Source organism: Lysobacter sp. ISL-50, assembly GCF_018612875.1.
Lineage (GTDB): Bacteria > Pseudomonadota > Gammaproteobacteria > Xanthomonadales > Xanthomonadaceae > Lysobacter.
On sequence record NZ_JAGGRI010000034.1, the window covers coordinates 20,088 to 37,982 of the forward strand.

Below are 17,895 nucleotides of genomic sequence, written 5' to 3' on the forward strand. Positions count from 1 at the left end.
CCGCAGGGACAGCAGACGACGCGGCCACGATCACATCTTGAAGTTCAAGGACAAGTAAGCCGAGCGTCCCGGCGCCGCCGAGAACATGGCCTGGTCGTTACCGCCCCAGAAGAAGTTGTCGTACCAGACGTACTCGTAGCGTTGGTTGGCCAGGTTCTTGATCTGGAAGTCCACGCTGAGCCGCTCGGAGGCCTGGTAGCGGGCGTTGACGTCCAGCACCTTGTAACCGCCGTATTTTCCCTGCCGGTTGAGCTCTTCGATGTAGTAGTCGCCCTGCATGCGGGCCTGCAGACCCAGCTTGAGCCGGTCGTTCCACTGGTAATCCGCGCCGAGGTTGCTGATGCAGCGCGGCGTGGCGAACACCTCCTTGCCGGCCAACGGTACGCCGCCGACGGTGTAGGCGCTGACGACTTTCGCTTCCTGCAACGCGTGCGAGGCCCACAGCGTCCAGCGCTCGCGGACTCGCGACGACACTTGCAGGTCCAGGCCTTGCCGGCGGGTCTGCCCCAGCCCGACCGAGGTGCCGGTGGCGGGCATGTTGGCGACCTCGTCGGTCGCATCCTGCCGCCATACCGCCAGCCGCGCCTCGGCCCCCGGCGCGGGCTTGAACTTCAGCCCGAGCTCGCTGCCGGTGTTGATCGAGGGCCGGTAGGTCTGTTGCCCCTGGCTAAGGTAGGCGGGCGCGGTGGAACCGGTCAGAACCTGGAACGTCCGCCCCCAGTTGGCGTAAATGTTGGCCTTGGGCCCGATCGCATAGACGACGCTGAGTTTGGGCTGCCGGATCCAGCCATAGCGCTGCAGCGGCGCGCTCACACCGCCCGGCAACTGCGTGTCGCCCGAGAATCGGTCCACGCGGTAAGCCGGCACCACCTTCAACGCCTCGAATGGCCGAAGCACCGCCTGGACGTAGCCGCCCAGGTTGTCGAGGGTGTAGCGGTCGTCGTTCTGGACGCGCGCCGGCGCGGCGTCGAACTCGGTCGGGATGTTGAAGCCATAGCGGTAGCGCCGGTATTCGTTGTCCTGCTGCTCGATGTTGGCGCCGGCTTCCAGCGTGATCCAGTCGCTGGCGATCCAGGTGACCGAACCGATCCAGCCGAGCTGTTTTTCATCCCATTGGCGGCGTTGCCGCGGCGCGTTGCCGACGGGGTAGTCGCTGAAGGTCACCTTGCGATCGTCGCGGTAGCTGTTGGCGTATAGCTTGGTACTCAGGCTGAGCCGGTCGCTCAAGGCCAGATCGACATGGGCGCTGAGCTGCCACATGTCGCGGTCGTCGCCATCGTTGGCGTTTTTGGCCGGCGACTGATGGCGGTCTGCGGCGATCTGCCTGGCGGTGAGGAACCCGGGTTCATCGGCCTCGTGGTGGTAGGAGCGAGCGATCAAACCCGCGCGCAGCGCCTGATCGTCGCTGGTGTAGAACCACTTGCCCGACAGGGTGTGCTTGCGCGAGGTATCGTGATCCCGGTAGCCGTCCGAGGCCTGGATTCCGACGAAGTAGTTCTGGGCGAAGCCACCGCCTTCCTTGCCGAAGGCCACCTGCCCTTCGCGGGTGTCGAAGCTTCCGTAGGTCAGGCGGCTCTCCAGGTAATCGCCGCCCTGCCGCGTGGCGAAGTTGAGGTTGCCGCCGATGTTGTGCAGCCCGTAGCGCGGGTCGTTCGTGCCGCGCACGACTTCGATGTATTCCACTTCCAGCGGGAACACCATGTCGATGAAGCGCTGGTTGCCGCTGTTGACGTTGCTGGGAATGCCGTCGATCAAGGTCTTGATGCCGTTGATGTAACCCTCGCCGTTGAAGGCGCGGAACGTGGCCTTGCCAGACTCCGCGCCCTGGCGCGTTTCGGTCAGCTGCACCCCGGGCATCTGCCCCAGCAGTTCCCAGCTGTTGAGGACGTTCTTGTCCTCCACCTTGTCGCGCCCCATGACATCTACCGAGGTCAGCACGCTATGGGCCTGCAGCGGCCCCTTGGCGGCATGCCGGACCTCGACATTGCCCAAGGTGATGGCGGAATCGCTGGACGGGGCCTGCGCCTGGGCAAAGGTCGCACATTGGCCGGCCAGGAGGACCGGCATGCAAAGGAGGAATCTCACTGGAACAGGTACTCAGACGATGGTTGGGAGGCAGGCTGCTGGCGCGATGGCAGTCGATCGCCCATCGCAGCCACCCGCCGCAGATGAAACATAATAACATTACACCAGAGCATTCCGAAGCTCGCATCTCCCACTCAGCCCGTATCAGGCTCAGGAAAGCGAGCGCGCGATAACGGCTGTCACCAACGCGTTACAACCGAGCGCAACAAGTCCACACCCACGCAGACCGAAGTCCATAGCCGCGGCCTAGGTAGAGAGTTGCGTGCGCCGTTGCTTCGTAGTGCGCTCCCGATGGCTATCGAAGATCGCATAGCGCTTGTGCCCCGTATTCGGGGCAGAATTGACGATCTTGCCCGTGCCGCCGATTACAGGAATACGGGCGAAAGAAAGCGGTTCCTCGATCATGGCCGCGTTGAGCACCGCCTTGATGGACCGCGTACTTTCCATGGGTAGCTGCATGTTCCCTATCATCACCCCGACGTTGCCGTCTGCTGGACCGGCGCTGCACGGCGGCGTGTCTAAACGCCCTCGGTTGTCCATACTTGCGTGCATTGCGCCGAACTAAAAAAATCATAAAACCTTGAATCAGATGCAAAAAAACCAGAAAGCCAGCTCAGCCTCGGGGTCCGAAGAGCACACCCCGCTGATGAAGCAGTTCTTCGCCGCCAAGGCAGAGCACCCCGATGTGCTGCTGTTCTTCCGCATGGGCGATTTCTACGAATTGTTCTACGACGACGCCCGCAAGGCGGCGCGACTGCTCGACATCACCCTGACCCAGCGCGGCGCCTCGGCCGGCCAGCCGATCCCGATGGCCGGCGTCCCGCACCATTCGGCCGAAGGCTATCTGGCGCGTCTGGTCGCGCTCGGCGAATCGGTGGCGATCTGCGAACAGATCGGCGACCCGGCCCTGGCCAAGGGCATCGTCGAACGCAAAGTCGTGCGCGTGATCACCCCGGGCACGGTCACCGACGAAGCCCTGCTCAACGAACGCCGCGACACCCTGCTGCTGGCGGTCTCGCGCGGCAAGCACGGCTACGGCATCGCCTGGGCCGATCTGGCCGCCGGCCGCTTCCTGGTCAACGAAGTCGCCAGCGAGGACGCGCTGGAAGCCGAAATCGCCCGCCTGGAACCGGCCGAAGTGCTGATGCCGGACGAAGACGGCTGGGCCCCGTTCCTGGCCGAACGCAACGGCATGCGCCGGCGTCCGCCGTGGCTGTTCGACGTGGACAGCGGCCGCCGCCAGTTGCTGCGCTTCTTCGGCCTGCACGATCTGTCCGGCTTCGGCCTGGAAGACAAGCCGCTGGCCACCGCCGCCGCGGCCGCGCTGCTGGGCTATGTGGAAGAAACCCAGAAGCAGCGCCTGCCGCACCTGACCTCGATCGCGATCGAATCCGGCGACGGCGCGATCGCGATGAACGCGGCCACCCGCCGCCATCTGGAACTCGACAGCCGCATCGACGGCGACAGCCGCACCACCTTGCTCGGCGTGCTCGACAGCACGGTCACGCCGATGGGCGGACGCCTGCTGCGGCGCTGGCTGCATCGCCCGCTGCGCGAGCGCGGCGTGCTGCGCCATCGCCATCAGGCCGTGGCGACGCTGATCGAAAGCCGCGCCGGCGACGACGTGCGCGAGCGCTTCCGCGCGCTCGGCGATCTGGAACGCATCCTCTCGCGCATCGCCCTGCGCAGCGCGCGTCCGCGCGACCTGTCCACCTTGCGCGACGGCCTGGGCCTGCTGCCCGACGTGCGCAAGATCCTCAGCCCGCTCGACGCGCCGCGCCTCAACGAACTGTGCGCCTCGCTCGGCGAACACGACGAACACGCCTATCTGCTGGCGCAGGCGATCGTGCCGCAGCCGCCGGTGCTGGCGCGCGACGGCGGCGTGTTCGCCGCCGGCTTCGACGCCGAGCTCGACGAACTGCGCACGCTGTCGACCAACGCCGACCAGTTCCTGGTCGATCTGGAAGCGCGCGAACGCGCCAGCAGCGGCATCCCGACGCTCAAGGTCGGCTACAACCGCGTGCACGGCTATTACCTGGAAATCAGCAAGGCGCAGTCCGACAAAGCCCCCACGCACTACACCCGCCGCCAGACCCTGAGCAACGCCGAGCGCTACATCACGGAAGAACTCAAGCAGTTCGAAGACAAGGTGCTGTCCGCGCGCGAGCGTTCGCTGGCGCGCGAGCGCCTGTTGTACGAACAACTGCTGGACGCGCTCAACGAACGCCTGGAAGCGCTCAAGCGCTGCGCCGGCGCGCTGTCGGAACTGGACGTGCTGTGCGCCTTCGCCGAACGCGCCGCTTCGCTCGACTGGTCGCGACCGGAGTTGGCCGAATCGCCGGGCTTGCGCATCGAGCGCGGCCGCCATCCGGTGGTGGAGGCGGTGCGCAAGGAACCGTTCGAACCCAACGACCTGATCCTGGATGAAGACAACGGACGCCGCATGCTGGTCATCACCGGCCCGAACATGGGCGGTAAGTCCACTTACATGCGCCAGAACGCCTTGATCGTGCTGCTGGCGCATATCGGCAGCTTCGTCCCGGCCGCGCGCGCGGTGCTCGGGCCGATCGACCGCATCCTCACCCGCATCGGCGCCGGCGACGATCTGGCCCGCGGCCAATCGACCTTCATGGTCGAGATGAGCGAGACCAGCTACATCCTGCATCACGCCACCGACCAGTCGTTGGTGCTGATGGACGAAATCGGCCGCGGCACCTCGACCTACGACGGTCTGGCCCTGGCCGAAGCCTGCGCGCGCCATCTGGCCCACAGCAACCGCGCCTACACCTTGTTCGCCACGCATTATTTCGAACTCACCGCGCTGGCCGAACCGGGCAACGGCATCGCCAACGTGCATCTGGACGCGGTCGAGCACGGCGAGCAACTGGTGTTCATGCACGCGGTCAAGGACGGCCCGGCCGATCGCAGCTTCGGCCTGCAGGTCGCCGCACTGGCCGGCTTGCCCAAGTCGGTGGTGAAGCAGGCGCGCGGACGCTTGATCGAACTGGAGCAACAGGGCCGCGACACGCCCAAGCCGTCCTTCGCCAAGGCCGCGCTGGATGCGCCGCAGCAGTTCGGCCTGTTCGCGCCGGCGTCGTCCGCGGCGTTGGATGCCTTGGCCGAGGTCGATCCGGATGAGCTGACGCCGAAGCAGGCGTTGGAAGCCTTGTATCGGATCAAGGCGCTGGCTTGAGGTTGGCTCGCGAAGCGATCTGAGCGAAAGGCTTTCGGGGCTGAAGCCCCTCCTACAAAAGACCTCGCGGCTTCGCGATCTTTTGTGGGAGGGGCTTCAGCAGCCCCGACGCTTTTGTATCCGATCGCCGATCGGCTCTGCGTCCCAATCCCGCCCGCGAGCGACCCGCTAAACTATCGCCCGGAATGGAGACCGGGAGGTTGTGTGGAAGCATTGTTGCTCGTCGTCGGCGTATTGACCGGCCTGATCCTCGCTCGTCTTTGTCGCCCCGATGCCCAAGCGGCGTCGGATCAAGGCGCTGGCTTGAGGTTGGCTTGCGAAGCGATCTGAGCGAAAGGCTTTCGGGGCTGAAGCCCCTCCTACAAAAGACCTCGCGGCTTCGCGATCTTTTGTGGGAGGGGCTTCAGCCCCGACGCTTTTGTACCCGATCGCCGATCGGCTCTGCGTCCCAATCCCGCCCGCGAGCGACCCGCTAAACTGTCGCCCCGAATGGAGACCGGGAGGTTGTGTGGAAGCATTGTTGCTCGTCGTCGGCGTATTGACCGGCCTGATTCTCGCTCGTCTTTATCGCCCCGATGCCCGAGCGGCGTCGGATCAGGGCGCTGGCTTGAGGTTGGCTTGCGAAGCGATCTGAGCGAAAGGCATTCGGGGCTGAAGCCCCTCCCACAAAAGACCTCGCGGCTTCGCGATCTTTTGTGGGAGGGGCTTCAGCCCCGACGCTTTTGTACCCGATCGCCGATCGGCTCTGCGTCCCAATCCCGCCCGCGAGCGACCCGCTAAACTGTCGCCCGGAATGGAGACCGGGAGGTTGTGTGGAAGCATTGTTGCTCGTCGTCGGCGTATTGACCGGCCTGATCCTCGCTCGTCTTTACCGCCCCGAGACTCGAGCGGCGGTCGCGGACACGGCCGCGCCTGTGGCGGAGGAGTCTTCGCGATCGGGGCTGGATGAAGCCAAGGCACCGGTCGATACGGCTTCGGAAACGATCGAATCTTCTCAGGATCAACTTTTTCGGTTGGTGCGCGAAATCGACGCCGTCGACGATCGCATCCAGCGCCCGCAGGATCTGCTCGCCCTGCCCGAGTTCCACCAGGGCGTGGAGCTGATCGCCAGCGGCGCCTTCGACGCCGACGAACTGCTGCGCCAACTCAGCGGCACCGGCTACGTGCTGCAGTCGATGATCACCAAGGCGCTGCCGCGCCGCGGCGATGTCGCGCTCGACCCGATCATCGACCACGCCGGCCAGTTCGGCGGTTATCCGCTGCACTTCCTGATTGAACACTTGCGCACCCGCGAGGACGCGCAAGCGCTGCCGCGGCTGATGCGGCATGCGCAGGCGTGGTGGTGGGACTTCGCGCCGGTGCGCCAGCAAGTGCGCGACTACCTGCAGTGGGCGGAGCAGTTCGGCGACGCCCCGGCGGCGCCGGCGCTCGACGAGATCGAGGAAAACCAGGCCAACCAGTTGCGCGAGACGCTCAAGCGCTTCAATTCGCCGGCGCTGCAGCCGCTGCTGGAGCAAGTGGACCGCGCCGCCAGCGCGCGCCGCGAAGGCCGCGTGCTCGGCGCCTTCGGCCGGGTCAACGCCGCGCCCAAACCGCAGGTGCGCATCGCCCACGACGCGCTCGCGCGCCAGCTCGAACGCCTGCACGAACTGCTCAGCGGCGACGACGCCGCCTCGGTGCTGGTGTCGGGCGAACACGGGGTCGGCAAGAGCGTGCTGATCGACCTGCTCAGCGAACGTCTGCTCGCCGACGGCTGGCTGGTGTTCGAAGCTTCGGCCGCCGAAATCCTGTCCGGCCAGAGCTACATCGGCGAGTTGGAAGAACGCGTGCGCGAAATGCTGTCGGTGCTCGACCGCAAGCGCGCGCTGTGGCGCGCGCCGGAGTTCTTCGACCTGCTGGCCAAGGGCTCGCACTCGCGCGATCCGCGCGGCCTGCTCGATCTGGTGCTGCCGGCGATCGAACGCGGCCGCTTGCGCGTGATCGGCGAAATCACGCCGCGCCAGCTCGCCCAGTTGCTGGTCGCGCGGCCGGTGATCAAGCATCACTTCGAAATTCTCAACCTGGCTCCGACCGAAGCGCCGGCGCTGGAGCCGATCGCGGCCGAATGGGCGCGCATCGAAAGCGCGCGCCTGGGCCGCGCGGTCGCCGACGCGCGCACGCTGGCCGAAGCCGCGCGCATGGCCGCGCAGTATTTTCCCGAACAGCAGGAACCCGGCCGGCTGCTGCGTCTGCTCGGCGATGCGCTGCAGACCGCGTGCGCGCAGGAGCCGGCGCAACTGCCGCTCGACGCCGAGCGCCTGCTCGCCACCATCGCCCAGCGCAGCGGTTTGCCGCTGGAGGTCATCGACGATCGCCAGAGCCTGGACCTGGACCGGCTGCGCGCGTTCTTCCGCCAGCGCGTGATCGGCCAGGACGAAGCCGTCGATGCCCTGCTCGACCGCATCGCCATGCTCAAGGCCGGGCTGACCGATAACGGCCGCCCCATCGGCGTGTTCCTGTTCGCCGGCCCCACCGGCACCGGCAAGACCGAGCTGGCCAAGGCGCTGGGCGAATTGCTGTTCGGCAGCGACGAGCGCCTGCTGCGCCTGGACATGAGCGAATTCCAGTCGGAAGACTCGGCCTGGCGCCTGACCGCCGACGAAGGCGGACAAGGCGGCGTGCGTTCGCTGACTTCGCGCATCCGCGAGCAGCCGTTCTCGGTGGTGCTGCTGGACGAATTCGAAAAAGCCCACCCGAAGGTCTGGGACTTGTTCCTGCAGGTGTTCGACGATGCGCGTCTGAGCGATCGCAGCGGCCACACCGCCGACTTCCGCCACAGCATCATCATCCTCACCAGCAACGTCGGCTCGACCATCTCGCGCAGCGCCGGCCCGGGCTTCACCTCGGTGCGCGGCGGGTATTCGCGCGACGCGGTGGAGAAGGCCCTGTTCGAAACCTTCCGCCGCGAATTCATCAATCGCCTGGACCGGGTGGTGCTGTTCAATCCGCTCGATCGCAGCCTGATGCGCGAGATCCTGCACAAGGAACTGGGCCGGGTGCTGACCCGGCGCGGCCTGCGCAATCGCGACTGGGCGGTGGAATGGGAGCCGTCGGCGATCGAGTTCCTGCTCGACCGCGGCTTCACCCCGGACCTGGGCGCGCGCCCGCTGCGGCGCGCGATCGAGCACTACCTGCTGGCGCCGCTGGCGCGCAGCATCGTCGAACACCGCGCGCCGCAGGGCGATCAGTTCCTGTTCGTGCGCAGCGCCGGCGACAAGCTCGATGTGGTGTTCATCGATCCGAACGCGCCGCAGGCGCTGGAAGCCGCGCCCGCCGACGACACCATCGCGCCGGCGCTGGCCGGCGATCTGCGCGATCTGGTCTATGCGCCGTCTTCGTCCGCCGAAGCCATCGCGCGCTTGAACGCGCGCCTGGACGAACTCGACGCCACGGTCGAATCGCTGCAGTGGGTGGCCGCGCGCGAAGCCGATTACGCGCGCATGGCCGAGTCCGACTTCTGGTCGGCGGCCGATCGCCACGGCGTGCTCGACCGGATCGAACGCCGCGACCGCATCGAAAGCGCGCTCGACACCGCCCAGCGCATGCGCCAGCGCCTGCGCCAGGACCGCGGCAGCGACGAATTCGCCGGACGCATGGCGCAGTTGCTGTTCCTGCTCGGACTGGCGGTGGACGGCCTGCGCGAACACACGCCGCAGGACGCGCTGATCGAGATCGACACCGACGACACCGGCCATCTGCGCTTCGGCGCCGACCTGCGCCTGTGGTGGCAGCAATTGCTGTCGATGTACCTGGGCTGGGCGCAACGCCGCAACATGCGCGTGGAAGTGCTGCGCCAGGACGCGGAGTGCTGCAAGGCCTGGCTCGCGGTCAGCGGCTTCGGCGCCTACGACCTGCTGCGCGGCGAATCGGGCCTGCATGTGTTCGAGGAACTCGACGACGGCGTTACCCGCCGCGTGACCTTGTCGGTGCAGGTCGCGCCCGACCTGCCCGGCCGCGCGCGCGCGACGCAGGCGGCGTCCGACGGCGACAAGCGCATCTGTCGGCGTTACCGCCAGTCGCCCTCGCCGCTGGTGCGCGACGGCGTGCGCGGTTGGCGCAGCGGCCGCCTGGATCGCGTGCTGGCGGGCGAATTCGACGTGATCCAGGGCAGCTGAGGCGGCGTTCGTTCGCGCCGCGATGACGGGATCTTTTGTTTGCGGCGCCAGCCGGGGTTCGCGCCGCTCCCGCATTCGCTGATGCGGCGCGGCGCACCGCGGCGAACCCGCCGCGCATGTTGCGAAGCACCACGCTGTCGCCTTAAACGATCAGTCGCAATTCCCGCGCACGGTCACACCGTGGCAATCGCCGGGCTTACATCATCGCCCCTGCGGCGCGGATGGGCGTCGCAGCCGCAACCATAGCCCTCCCCTATCAGATACGTCGAAAGGATCGATTTCACATAGGGATCGACCCGATCTATCGTCCCGTAGTCCCCTCGTGACACGGAGCGCCAGCGATGAGCCAGCCCGACGAACGCCACACGATTGCATCCACCGCGGTCTTCGACCCCTCGGTTCGCGACGTCCGGCACCGCTCGCCTGCGCCATGCACCGATCGGCCGCCCGGCCGCCCGGCGCCCTCCTGAGCCTCGCGCCCGCGCGGGCCGTCATGCCGGCCTGCCGGCGTCGGCCGCCCGCTGCGGCCGTCCGCGCCCCGCAACCGAACCCAGTCGTTGGATCCAACCGTCAAAGGCAGATAACCCATGTCAAACGAAAGCAAGTGCCCGTTCAACCACGCCGCCGGCGGCGGTACGTCGAACCGCGATTGGTGGCCGGAACAACTCGATCTCAAGATCCTGCACCAGCAAACCCCGCAAGCCGATCCGATGGGCCAGGACTTCGACTACGCGCAGGCGTTCAAGACCCTCGACCTGGCCGCGGTCAAGCAGGACCTGCTGGCGCTGATGACCGATTCGCAGGACTGGTGGCCGGCCGACTTCGGCCATTACGGCCCCTTGTTCATCCGCATGGCCTGGCATAGCGCGGGCACCTACCGCATCGCCGACGGCCGCGGCGGCGCCGGCGCCGGGCAACAGCGCTTCGCCCCGCTCAACAGCTGGCCCGACAACGGCAACCTCGACAAGGCGCGCCGCCTGCTGTGGCCGATCAAACAGAAATACGGCAACAAGATTTCCTGGGCGGATCTGCTGATCCTCACCGGCAACGTCGCGCTGGAGTCGATGGGCTTCAAGACCTTCGGCTTCGCCGGCGGCCGCGCCGATGTGTGGGAACCGGAAGACGCGGTGTACTGGGGCACGGAAACCACCTGGCTCGGCGACAAGCGCTACAGCGGCGACCGCCAGTTGGAGAACCCGCTCGGCGCCGTGCAGATGGGCCTGATCTACGTCAATCCGCAGGGCCCCAACGGCAATCCCGACCCGATCGCGGCGGCGCGCGACATCCGCGAGACCTTCGCGCGCATGGCCATGGACGATGAAGAGACGGTGGCGCTGATCGCCGGCGGCCACACCTTCGGCAAGACCCACGGCGCCGGCCCCGAGTCGCACGTCGGTCGCGAGCCCGAGGGCGCCGACATCGCCCAGCAAGGCCTGGGCTGGGCCAGCAGCTTCGGCACCGGCAAGGGCGGCGACGCGATCACCAGCGGCCTGGAAGTCACCTGGACCAGCACGCCGACGCAGTGGAGCAACCAGTTCTTCACCCATCTGTTCGGCTTCGAATGGGAACTGAGCAAGAGCCCGGCCGGCGCGCACCAGTGGATCGCGAAGGACGGCGCGGGCGCGGGCAGCATTCCCGATGCGCACGATCCGAACAAGCGCCACGCGCCGACCATGCTCACCACCGACCTGTCGCTGCGCTTCGATCCGGCCTACGAAAAGATTTCGCGGCGTTTCTTCGAAAACCCGGATCAGCTCGCCGACGCCTTCGCCCGCGCCTGGTTCAAGCTGACCCACCGCGACATGGGCCCGCGCGCGCGTTACCTCGGCCCGGAAGTTCCGGCCGAAGTGCTGATCTGGCAGGACCCGATTCCGGCGGTCGATCACGCGTTGATCGACGAGCAGGACATCACCACGCTCAAGGCGAAGATCCTCGCCTCGGGACTGCCGCTGTCGCAGTTGGTGTCCACCGCCTGGGCGTCGGCGTCGACGTTCCGCGGCTCCGACAAGCGCGGCGGCGCCAACGGCGCGCGCATCCGCCTGGCGCCGCAGAAGGATTGGGACGTCAATCAGCCCGAACAACTGGCCAAGGTGCTGTCCGTGCTGGAAGGCATCCAGAAAGATTTCAACGCCGCGCAATCGGGCGGCAAGAAAGTCTCGCTGGCCGACCTGATCGTGCTGGCCGGCGGCGCCGGCGTCGAACAGGCGGCGAAGAACGCCGGGGTCGCGGTCAAGGTGCCGTTCGCCCCGGGCCGCATGGACGCCAGCGCCGAGCAGACCGACGTGCATTCCTTCGAAGCGCTCGAACCGCTCGCCGACGGCTTCCGCAACTACGTCAAGGGCAAGTTCGGCGTCAGCACCGAAGCCCTGCTGATCGACAAGGCGCAGTTGTTGAACCTGAGCGCGCCGGAGTTGACCGTGCTGGTCGGCGGCCTGCGCGTGCTCGGCGCCAATGCCGGCCAGAGCAAGCACGGCGTGTTCACTCAGCGCGCGGACACGCTGAGCAACGACTTCTTCGTCAACCTGCTCGACATCGGCACGCAGTGGAAGGCGACCTCCGATGCGCAGGACGTGTTCGAAGGCAGCGACCGCAAGACCGGTCAGGCCAAGTGGACGGCCACCCGCGCCGACCTGATCTTCGGTTCGCACGCGCAGTTGCGCGCGCTGGCCGAGGTCTACGGCAGTTCCGACGCGCAGGAGAAGTTCGTGCACGACTTCGTCGCGGCCTGGGACAAGGTGATGAACGCCGATCGCTTCGATCTGAACTGATCTCGACGAACCCTGTGTGACTTTCACGCCCGGCCGGAATCGGCCGGGCGTCTTTTTTTCCGCGGCGCGCGAACGCGCCGTCGCCGCGACCGGCCCGCACCATCGATGCGCCGGCGTTGCATCGCCCGGACACCGTCCCGCCACCGCCGCGCGCGGCGTCCCATCCGCGTCGCGGCCGGCATCACCCGGCACTAACGATCCGGCGCTAGCATCAGCGTTCCTCGCACCCGGAATTACCTTCATGAGCGCCTCGCTGACCGACGATCTTCTCAACCAACTCCAGGGCCAGCCGCTGGCGCAACTGGGCAGCCAGCTCGGCCTGTCGCAGCCGCAGACGCAGAGCGCGGTGAGCGCGGCGCTGCCGTTGCTGCTCGGCGCGCTCGGCCGCAACGCCAGCCAGCCGCAGGGCGCCGAAGCGTTGTTCGGCGCGCTGCAGCGCGACCATGCCGCGCCCGCGGCCAGCAGCGGCCTGGACCTGGGCAGCGTGCTCGGCGCGGTGCTGGGCGGCGGTGGCGGCAGCCCGCAGACCGACGGTGCCGGCATCCTCGGTCATATCTTCGGCGGCCGTCAGGAGACCGCGGCGCAGGGGCTCGGCCAGGCGACCGGCCTGGAGGGCGGACAAGCCAATGCGCTGTTGAAGATGCTCGCGCCGATCGTGCTGTCCTATCTGGCGCAGCGCATGTTCTCCGGCGGCGGCCAGGCCGCGGCCTCGCCGCAGCAACTCGGCGACGTGCTCGGCCAGGAACATCAGCGCATCCAGCAACAGGGTTCGGCCGGCGGCCTGCTCAGCTCGGTGCTCGATCAGGACGGCGACGGCCAGCTCGGCCTGGGCGATCTGCTCAAGATCGGCGGCGGCCTGCTCGGCGGCGGCGGACAGCGCTGACCACCGGACTCATCCCTCGCGAAACCCCAACGGCTGCGCTGATGCGCAGCCGTTTTCGTTTGTGCTTGTCGATTGCGCGTTGTCGCGCGCGCGAGCGCCGCTACAACGCGTCGATATCGCCGAGCGCCTTGATCAGGCGCCGCGCGCGCTTGTCGGGTTTGGTCTCCGGGGCGCGGTAGCCGTTGCGCTCGGCCGCGCGCATCGCGCGCGCCTGTTCGCGCGCCGCGCGCGAGGCTTCGGTTTCGGCGTACAGCGTCTGCGCCACGCTGGCCGGGCCGCGGGTATCGCTCAGACCGGTCACCGCGACTTCGAAGATTTCCTCGCCGCGCGCGATGCGCAGCGTGTCGCCGACGCGCAACGCGCGCGACGCCTTGGCGCGCTGGCCGCCGACATCGACCTTGCCGGTTTCGACCGCCTGCCGCGCCAGGCTGCGGGTCTTGAAGAAGCGCGCGGCCCACAGCCACAGGTCGAGACGGACCGAGGCGGTTTGCGGCGCGGGCGGGGTTGGGTCTTGAGGGGGCATCTGCACGAAAGATAGCACTGCTGGTGAGGGATTTTTTTGCGGTGGGGTTGATGAAGGAAGAGCAAGAGCGAATCCCCCCTGCCCCCCTTTTTCAAAGGGGGGAACTTATTCGTCTTGGGTGGTGGTGACGAAGGGCCAGGTGGTTTCGGTTTTCTTTTCGACCATGCGTTGGACATTGCCCCCTTTGAAAAAGGGGGCGAGCGTCCTGCGCAACCGCAAAGCCGCGACGAACCAACAGCGCGGGGGATTCGCTCTTCGCGCGAACCCACCATAGATAGTGCCGCTGGTGAGAGATTTTTTTGCGGTGGGGTTGATGAAGGAAGAGTAAGAGCGAATCCCCCCTGCCCCCCCTTTTTCAAAGGGGGGGAACTTATTCGTCTTGGGTGGTGGTGACGAATGGCCAGGTGGTTTCGGTTTTCTTTTCGACCATGCGTTGGACATTGCCCCCTTTGAAAAAGGGGGCGAGCGCCCTGCGCAACCGCAAAGCCGCGACGAACCGACAGCGCGGGGGATTCGCTCTTCGCGCAACCCCACCCATCCGCACACACCACGGTCCGCTAACCCACCATCCCGGCATACTGCGCCATCCCCGCCCGGACCCCGCCATGGCCTCCAGTTCCCCTCGCGGCAGCCATCTGCTCACCGAAGGCCCGATCGGCCGCACCATGATCTCCTTCGCGTTGCCGATCATGGCCGGCAACGCCGCGCAATCGCTCAACGGTTCGATCAACTCGATATGGGTCGGCCGCTACCTCGGCGAAGCCGCGCTGACCGCGACGGCCAACGCCAACAAGATCATGTTCTTCCTGATCGGCTCGATGTTCGGCATCGGCATGGCCGCGACGATCCTGATCGGACAGGCCATCGGCGCGCGCGACACCGCGCGGGCGCGCCAGATCATGGGCACCAGCGCCACGTTCTTCATCAGCCTGTCGGCGGTGATCGCCTGCCTGGGCTGGTTCATGGCCGACAAAGTGCTGCGCGCGATGGGCACGCCGACGCCGGCGTTATCGCTGGCCGAGCAGTACCTGCAAGTGATCTTCCTGTCGATGCCCTTCATCTACGCCTTCGCCTTCATCTCCGCGGCGCTGCGCGGCGCCGGCGATTCGCGCACGCCGTTCCGCTTCCTGCTGATGTCGGTGGCGCTCGACATCGTCCTCAATCCGCTGCTGATCTTCGGCTGGGGCCCGGTACCGGCGTTCGGCATCGCCGGTTCGGCCATGTCCACCTTCTTCGCCCAGGGCCTGAGCCTGGCGGCGATGCTGCTGCACCTGCGGCGCAAGCGCCATGTGCTGTGGCTCGGACGCAAGGATGCGCACCTGCTCAAGATCGATCTGAGCGTGCTGCGCGCGCTGATCGTCAAGGGCGTGCCGATGGGGCTGCAGATGGTGCTGATCTCGCTGGCGATGATCGCGATGATCAGCCTGGTCAACGCCCACGGCACCACCACCGCGGCCGGTTACGGCGCCGCGCTGCAGTTGTGGACCTACGTGCAGATGCCGGCGATGGCGATTGGCGCGGCGTGCTCGTCGATCGCCGCGCAAAGCGTCGGCGCCGGACGCTGGGACCGGGTCGGCGCGACCGCGCGCACCGGTACCTTGTTCAACTTCCTGATGACCGGCGCGCTGATCGCGCCGCTGATCCTGTTCGACCGCTACACGCTGGCGCTGTTCCTGCCCGAGGGCAGCGCTTCGTTCGAAATCGCCCGCCATCTGAACCACATCGCGGTGTGGTCGTTCCTGTTCTTCGGCGTGACCTTCGTGATTTCCGGCGTGGTCCGCGCCACCGGCGCGGTGGTACCGCCGCTGCTGATCCTGGGCTTCGCGCTGTGGGGCATCCGCGTGCCGTTCGCGACCTTGCTGCAGCCGGTGATCGGCATGGACGCGCTGTGGTGGAGTTTCCCGGTCAGTGCGCTGTGCTCGATGCTGATGTCGATGGCGTATTACCGTTGGGGCGGCTGGCGCCGCGCGCGGATGATGGCCGCGCCCGAGCGCGTGGCGGCGCCGGTGGCGACGCAGAGCATCGCGATGCCGGCCGAAGTGCCGGCGCAACCGCCGGCGCCGGTGGCGGATATGTCGCCGGAGGAACAATCGCGCGGACTTGGTCCACGCTGATGATCATGACTCCGGCGATGAGCGCGGCGACCACGGATGTGTTCAGGCCCGACTAGATTTCTTCCAGCGCCAGCGTGAACACTCCGGCCTCGCCCTTGTCGAAGGCCTCGCGCCAGATCCGGTAACCCTCAAGGTCTTCCTCGCGCACCGGCATCCAGCCGATCACGCGCGGCCCGGCTTCGGCCACGCGCGTGCCGACGATCGGGAAATGGCCGAGCAGACGCACGGTCTTGAGTTCGGCTACGTCGGCGGCGTGCTCCAGCAGCACTTCCTCGCTGGTATGGGTATCGAACTTGCGCAGCGACATGGCGTCGCGGCCGTCGGGCAAGGCATCGATGCGCTGGACCCAGAAGAATCCCCAGCTGCCATCGCTGCGCAAATACGTACAGATATCGCCTTCGGACAAACCGGGGTTCACGTTGCTCTCCTGCCGCGGGGGCGAGTTCGAACGCGGCCGGGCCGCGTCGCGAATCCTGCACGAATCTAGCGCGAACCGGGCGCGGCGCACAGCGCCGGTCCGGCCAATCGACAGGGCCATTACGGCCATATCGAGGGATACGCGGTCGCGTCCGCGGGCCGGCCGTGGCGCGATGTTTCATCGAGGCAGCGTGCGTTGGCGTCGCCCGCGCTCAGCCGGATCGATCGCCGGCTTGGCGTCGCGCGCCCGGCAAAGCGATGGCGGCAGCGCGCGGTGTTTCCGCGGAACCATCGCATGCCGCGGGACGACCGACGCGACCGCGTCCACAAACGCAAACGGCCGCCTTGCGGCGGCCGTTCGTTGCGATGCGCGTCTTGCGCGCGACGCGGGGATTACTCGGCGGCGGCAGCGGCGCTCTTTGCGCGCGCGTAAGCGGCCAGGTCTTCCTTGATGCGCGCCTTCTTGCCTTCCAGGCCGCGCAGGTAGTACAGCTTGCCGGAGCGGACCTTGCCGCGGCGCTTGACGTCGACGGAGTCGATGATCGCGCTGTGGGTCTGGAAGACGCGCTCGACGCCGAAGCCGTGCGAGATCTTGCGCACGGTGAACGAGGAGTTCAGGCCACCGTTCTTGATCGCGATGACCACGCCTTCATAGGCCTGGACGCGCTCACGGTTGCCTTCCTTGACCTTGACGTTGACGACGACGGTGTCGCCGGGGCCGAAGTCGGGAAGCTTGCGGGTGATCTGCTCGGCTTCGAAATTCTGCAGCAGGGTGTGGATAGAGGGCTTGTTCATGGTTTACGGCCTGTTGGATTAGTTGTTGCGCGAGTGCACGTGGACCCGCGTCATGGCATCGGTACAGCAAAGGGGTACAGCTAAGCGACTAATTATAACGAGCTTTTTCCCGGTGTGGCTAGGGCCTGGAGGCGTTTACTCGGGGGTTTTGCCCGATCCGGAGGCCGGAGCGGCGCTGGAAACGGTTTCCGGCGTGCCCTGACCACCCTCCCCGGCCTGGCGGGCGGCCAGTTCGGCCCGGTAGGCGTCCAGCAATTTGCGGTCGGCCTTGGACAGGGCGGCCTCGTCCAGCAGGTCCGGCCGGCGCTGCCAGGTCCGGCCCAGCGACTGCTGCCGGCGCCACTGGGCGATGTGGGCGTGGTTGCCCGACATCAGCACCGCCGGCACCGGGCCCAGTTCGTGCTCGACCGGACGGGTGTAATGCGGGCAGTCCAGCAGGCCGTCCTCGAAACTGTCCTGCACCGCCGATTCGGCGTCGCCGAGCGCGCCTTCCTGCAGCCGCGCGACCGCGTCCACGATCACCGCCGCGGCCAGTTCGCCGCCGGACAGCACGTAGTCGCCGATCGAGATTTCCTCATCGACCTCGGCCTGGATCAGCCGCTCATCGACGCCTTCGTAACGGCCGCACAACAGGATCATGCGCTCGTGGCCCGCCAGTTCGCGGACCTTGGCCTGATCCAGCCGCGCGCCTTGCGGGCTCATGTAGATCACCCGCGCCGGCGCCGGATCGGCCGCGCGCGCGGCGCGGATCGCCGCGCGCAGCGGTTCGATCAGCATGACCATGCCCGGGCCGCCGCCGAACGGACGCTCATCGACGCGGCGGTAATTGCCTTCGGCGTAATCGCGCGGATTCCAGCCGTGCAACGACAGCAGCCCGCGCTCGCCCGCGCGCCCAACCACGCCGAACGCCGCGCATTGCGCGACGAATTCGGGGAACAGGCTGATGAGGTCGATACGCATTGA

General features: G+C 67.2%; 12 protein-coding genes. 6 read left to right on the forward strand and 6 right to left on the reverse strand.

Annotated elements, in window-relative coordinates; all coding sequences use genetic code 11:
• Positions 1-30: 30 nt before the first annotated feature.
• Together J7J50_RS18450 and J7J50_RS18455 are read right to left on the reverse strand one after the other, a co-directional pair.
• Complete coding sequence (locus J7J50_RS18450) at positions 31-2,067, reverse strand: TonB-dependent receptor (RefSeq protein WP_215060988.1); 2,037 nt, start codon at positions 2,065-2,067, stop codon at positions 31-33.
• A 264-nt stretch (positions 2,068-2,331) separates the two neighbouring features.
• Entirely contained in the window at positions 2,332-2,544 is a 213-nt protein-coding gene (locus J7J50_RS18455) for a hypothetical protein (protein ID WP_215060990.1), read from the reverse strand.
• A 130-nt stretch (positions 2,545-2,674) separates the two neighbouring features.
• Between J7J50_RS18455 and mutS the strand changes: the two genes are divergently transcribed.
• From mutS to J7J50_RS18475, 5 genes are all read left to right on the forward strand, one after another.
• A complete protein-coding gene (gene mutS / locus J7J50_RS18460; protein ID WP_215060996.1) occupies positions 2,675-5,278 on the forward strand; it encodes a DNA mismatch repair protein MutS in 2,604 nt (867 codons plus the stop codon).
• A 508-nt stretch (positions 5,279-5,786) separates the two neighbouring features.
• Positions 5,787-5,912, forward strand: coding sequence for a hypothetical protein (locus J7J50_RS25160; protein ID WP_285222350.1), 126 nt, complete (start codon positions 5,787-5,789; stop codon positions 5,910-5,912).
• Between the two features lie 178 nt (positions 5,913-6,090).
• Entirely contained in the window at positions 6,091-9,432 is a 3,342-nt protein-coding gene (locus J7J50_RS18465; RefSeq protein ID WP_215056871.1) for an AAA family ATPase, read from the forward strand.
• Between the two features lie 587 nt (positions 9,433-10,019).
• Complete coding sequence (gene katG / locus J7J50_RS18470) at positions 10,020-12,200, forward strand: catalase/peroxidase HPI (RefSeq protein WP_215056872.1); 2,181 nt, start codon at positions 10,020-10,022, stop codon at positions 12,198-12,200.
• 241 nt (positions 12,201-12,441) lie between these two features.
• Positions 12,442-13,083: a DUF937 domain-containing protein gene (locus tag J7J50_RS18475; RefSeq protein WP_215056873.1), complete on the forward strand. Its 642-nt coding sequence runs from the start codon at positions 12,442-12,444 to the stop codon at positions 13,081-13,083.
• Positions 13,084-13,183: 100 nt separating this feature from the next.
• Here the strand turns inward: J7J50_RS18475 and J7J50_RS18480 are convergent, their stop codons facing one another.
• Positions 13,184-13,606, reverse strand: a complete 423-nt coding sequence (locus J7J50_RS18480; protein ID WP_215056910.1) for an RNA-binding S4 domain-containing protein — start codon at positions 13,604-13,606, stop codon at positions 13,184-13,186.
• Positions 13,607-14,211: 605 nt separating this feature from the next.
• Here J7J50_RS18480 and J7J50_RS18485 point away from each other — a divergent pair.
• The gene (locus J7J50_RS18485; RefSeq protein WP_215056874.1) at positions 14,212-15,720 is read left to right on the forward strand and encodes an MATE family efflux transporter; all 1,509 of its coding nucleotides are present in this window, start codon (positions 14,212-14,214) and stop codon (positions 15,718-15,720) included.
• 52 nt (positions 15,721-15,772) lie between these two features.
• Here J7J50_RS18485 and J7J50_RS18490 read toward each other — a convergent pair whose 3' ends face one another.
• From J7J50_RS18490 to trmD, 3 genes are all read right to left on the reverse strand, one after another.
• Positions 15,773-16,138 carry a hypothetical protein gene (locus J7J50_RS18490; protein ID WP_215056875.1) on the reverse strand — a complete coding sequence of 122 codons (366 nt, stop codon included), beginning with the start codon at positions 16,136-16,138 and terminating at the stop codon, positions 15,773-15,775.
• Positions 16,139-16,530: 392 nt separating this feature from the next.
• Positions 16,531-16,932 (reverse strand): 50S ribosomal protein L19, encoded by a 402-nt coding sequence (gene rplS, locus J7J50_RS18495; RefSeq protein WP_215056876.1) that lies wholly within the window; start codon positions 16,930-16,932, stop codon positions 16,531-16,533.
• A 135-nt stretch (positions 16,933-17,067) separates the two neighbouring features.
• Positions 17,068-17,892, reverse strand: coding sequence for a tRNA (guanosine(37)-N1)-methyltransferase TrmD (gene trmD / locus J7J50_RS18500; RefSeq protein WP_215056877.1), 825 nt, complete (start codon positions 17,890-17,892; stop codon positions 17,068-17,070).
• Positions 17,893-17,895: the final 3 nt, after the last annotated feature.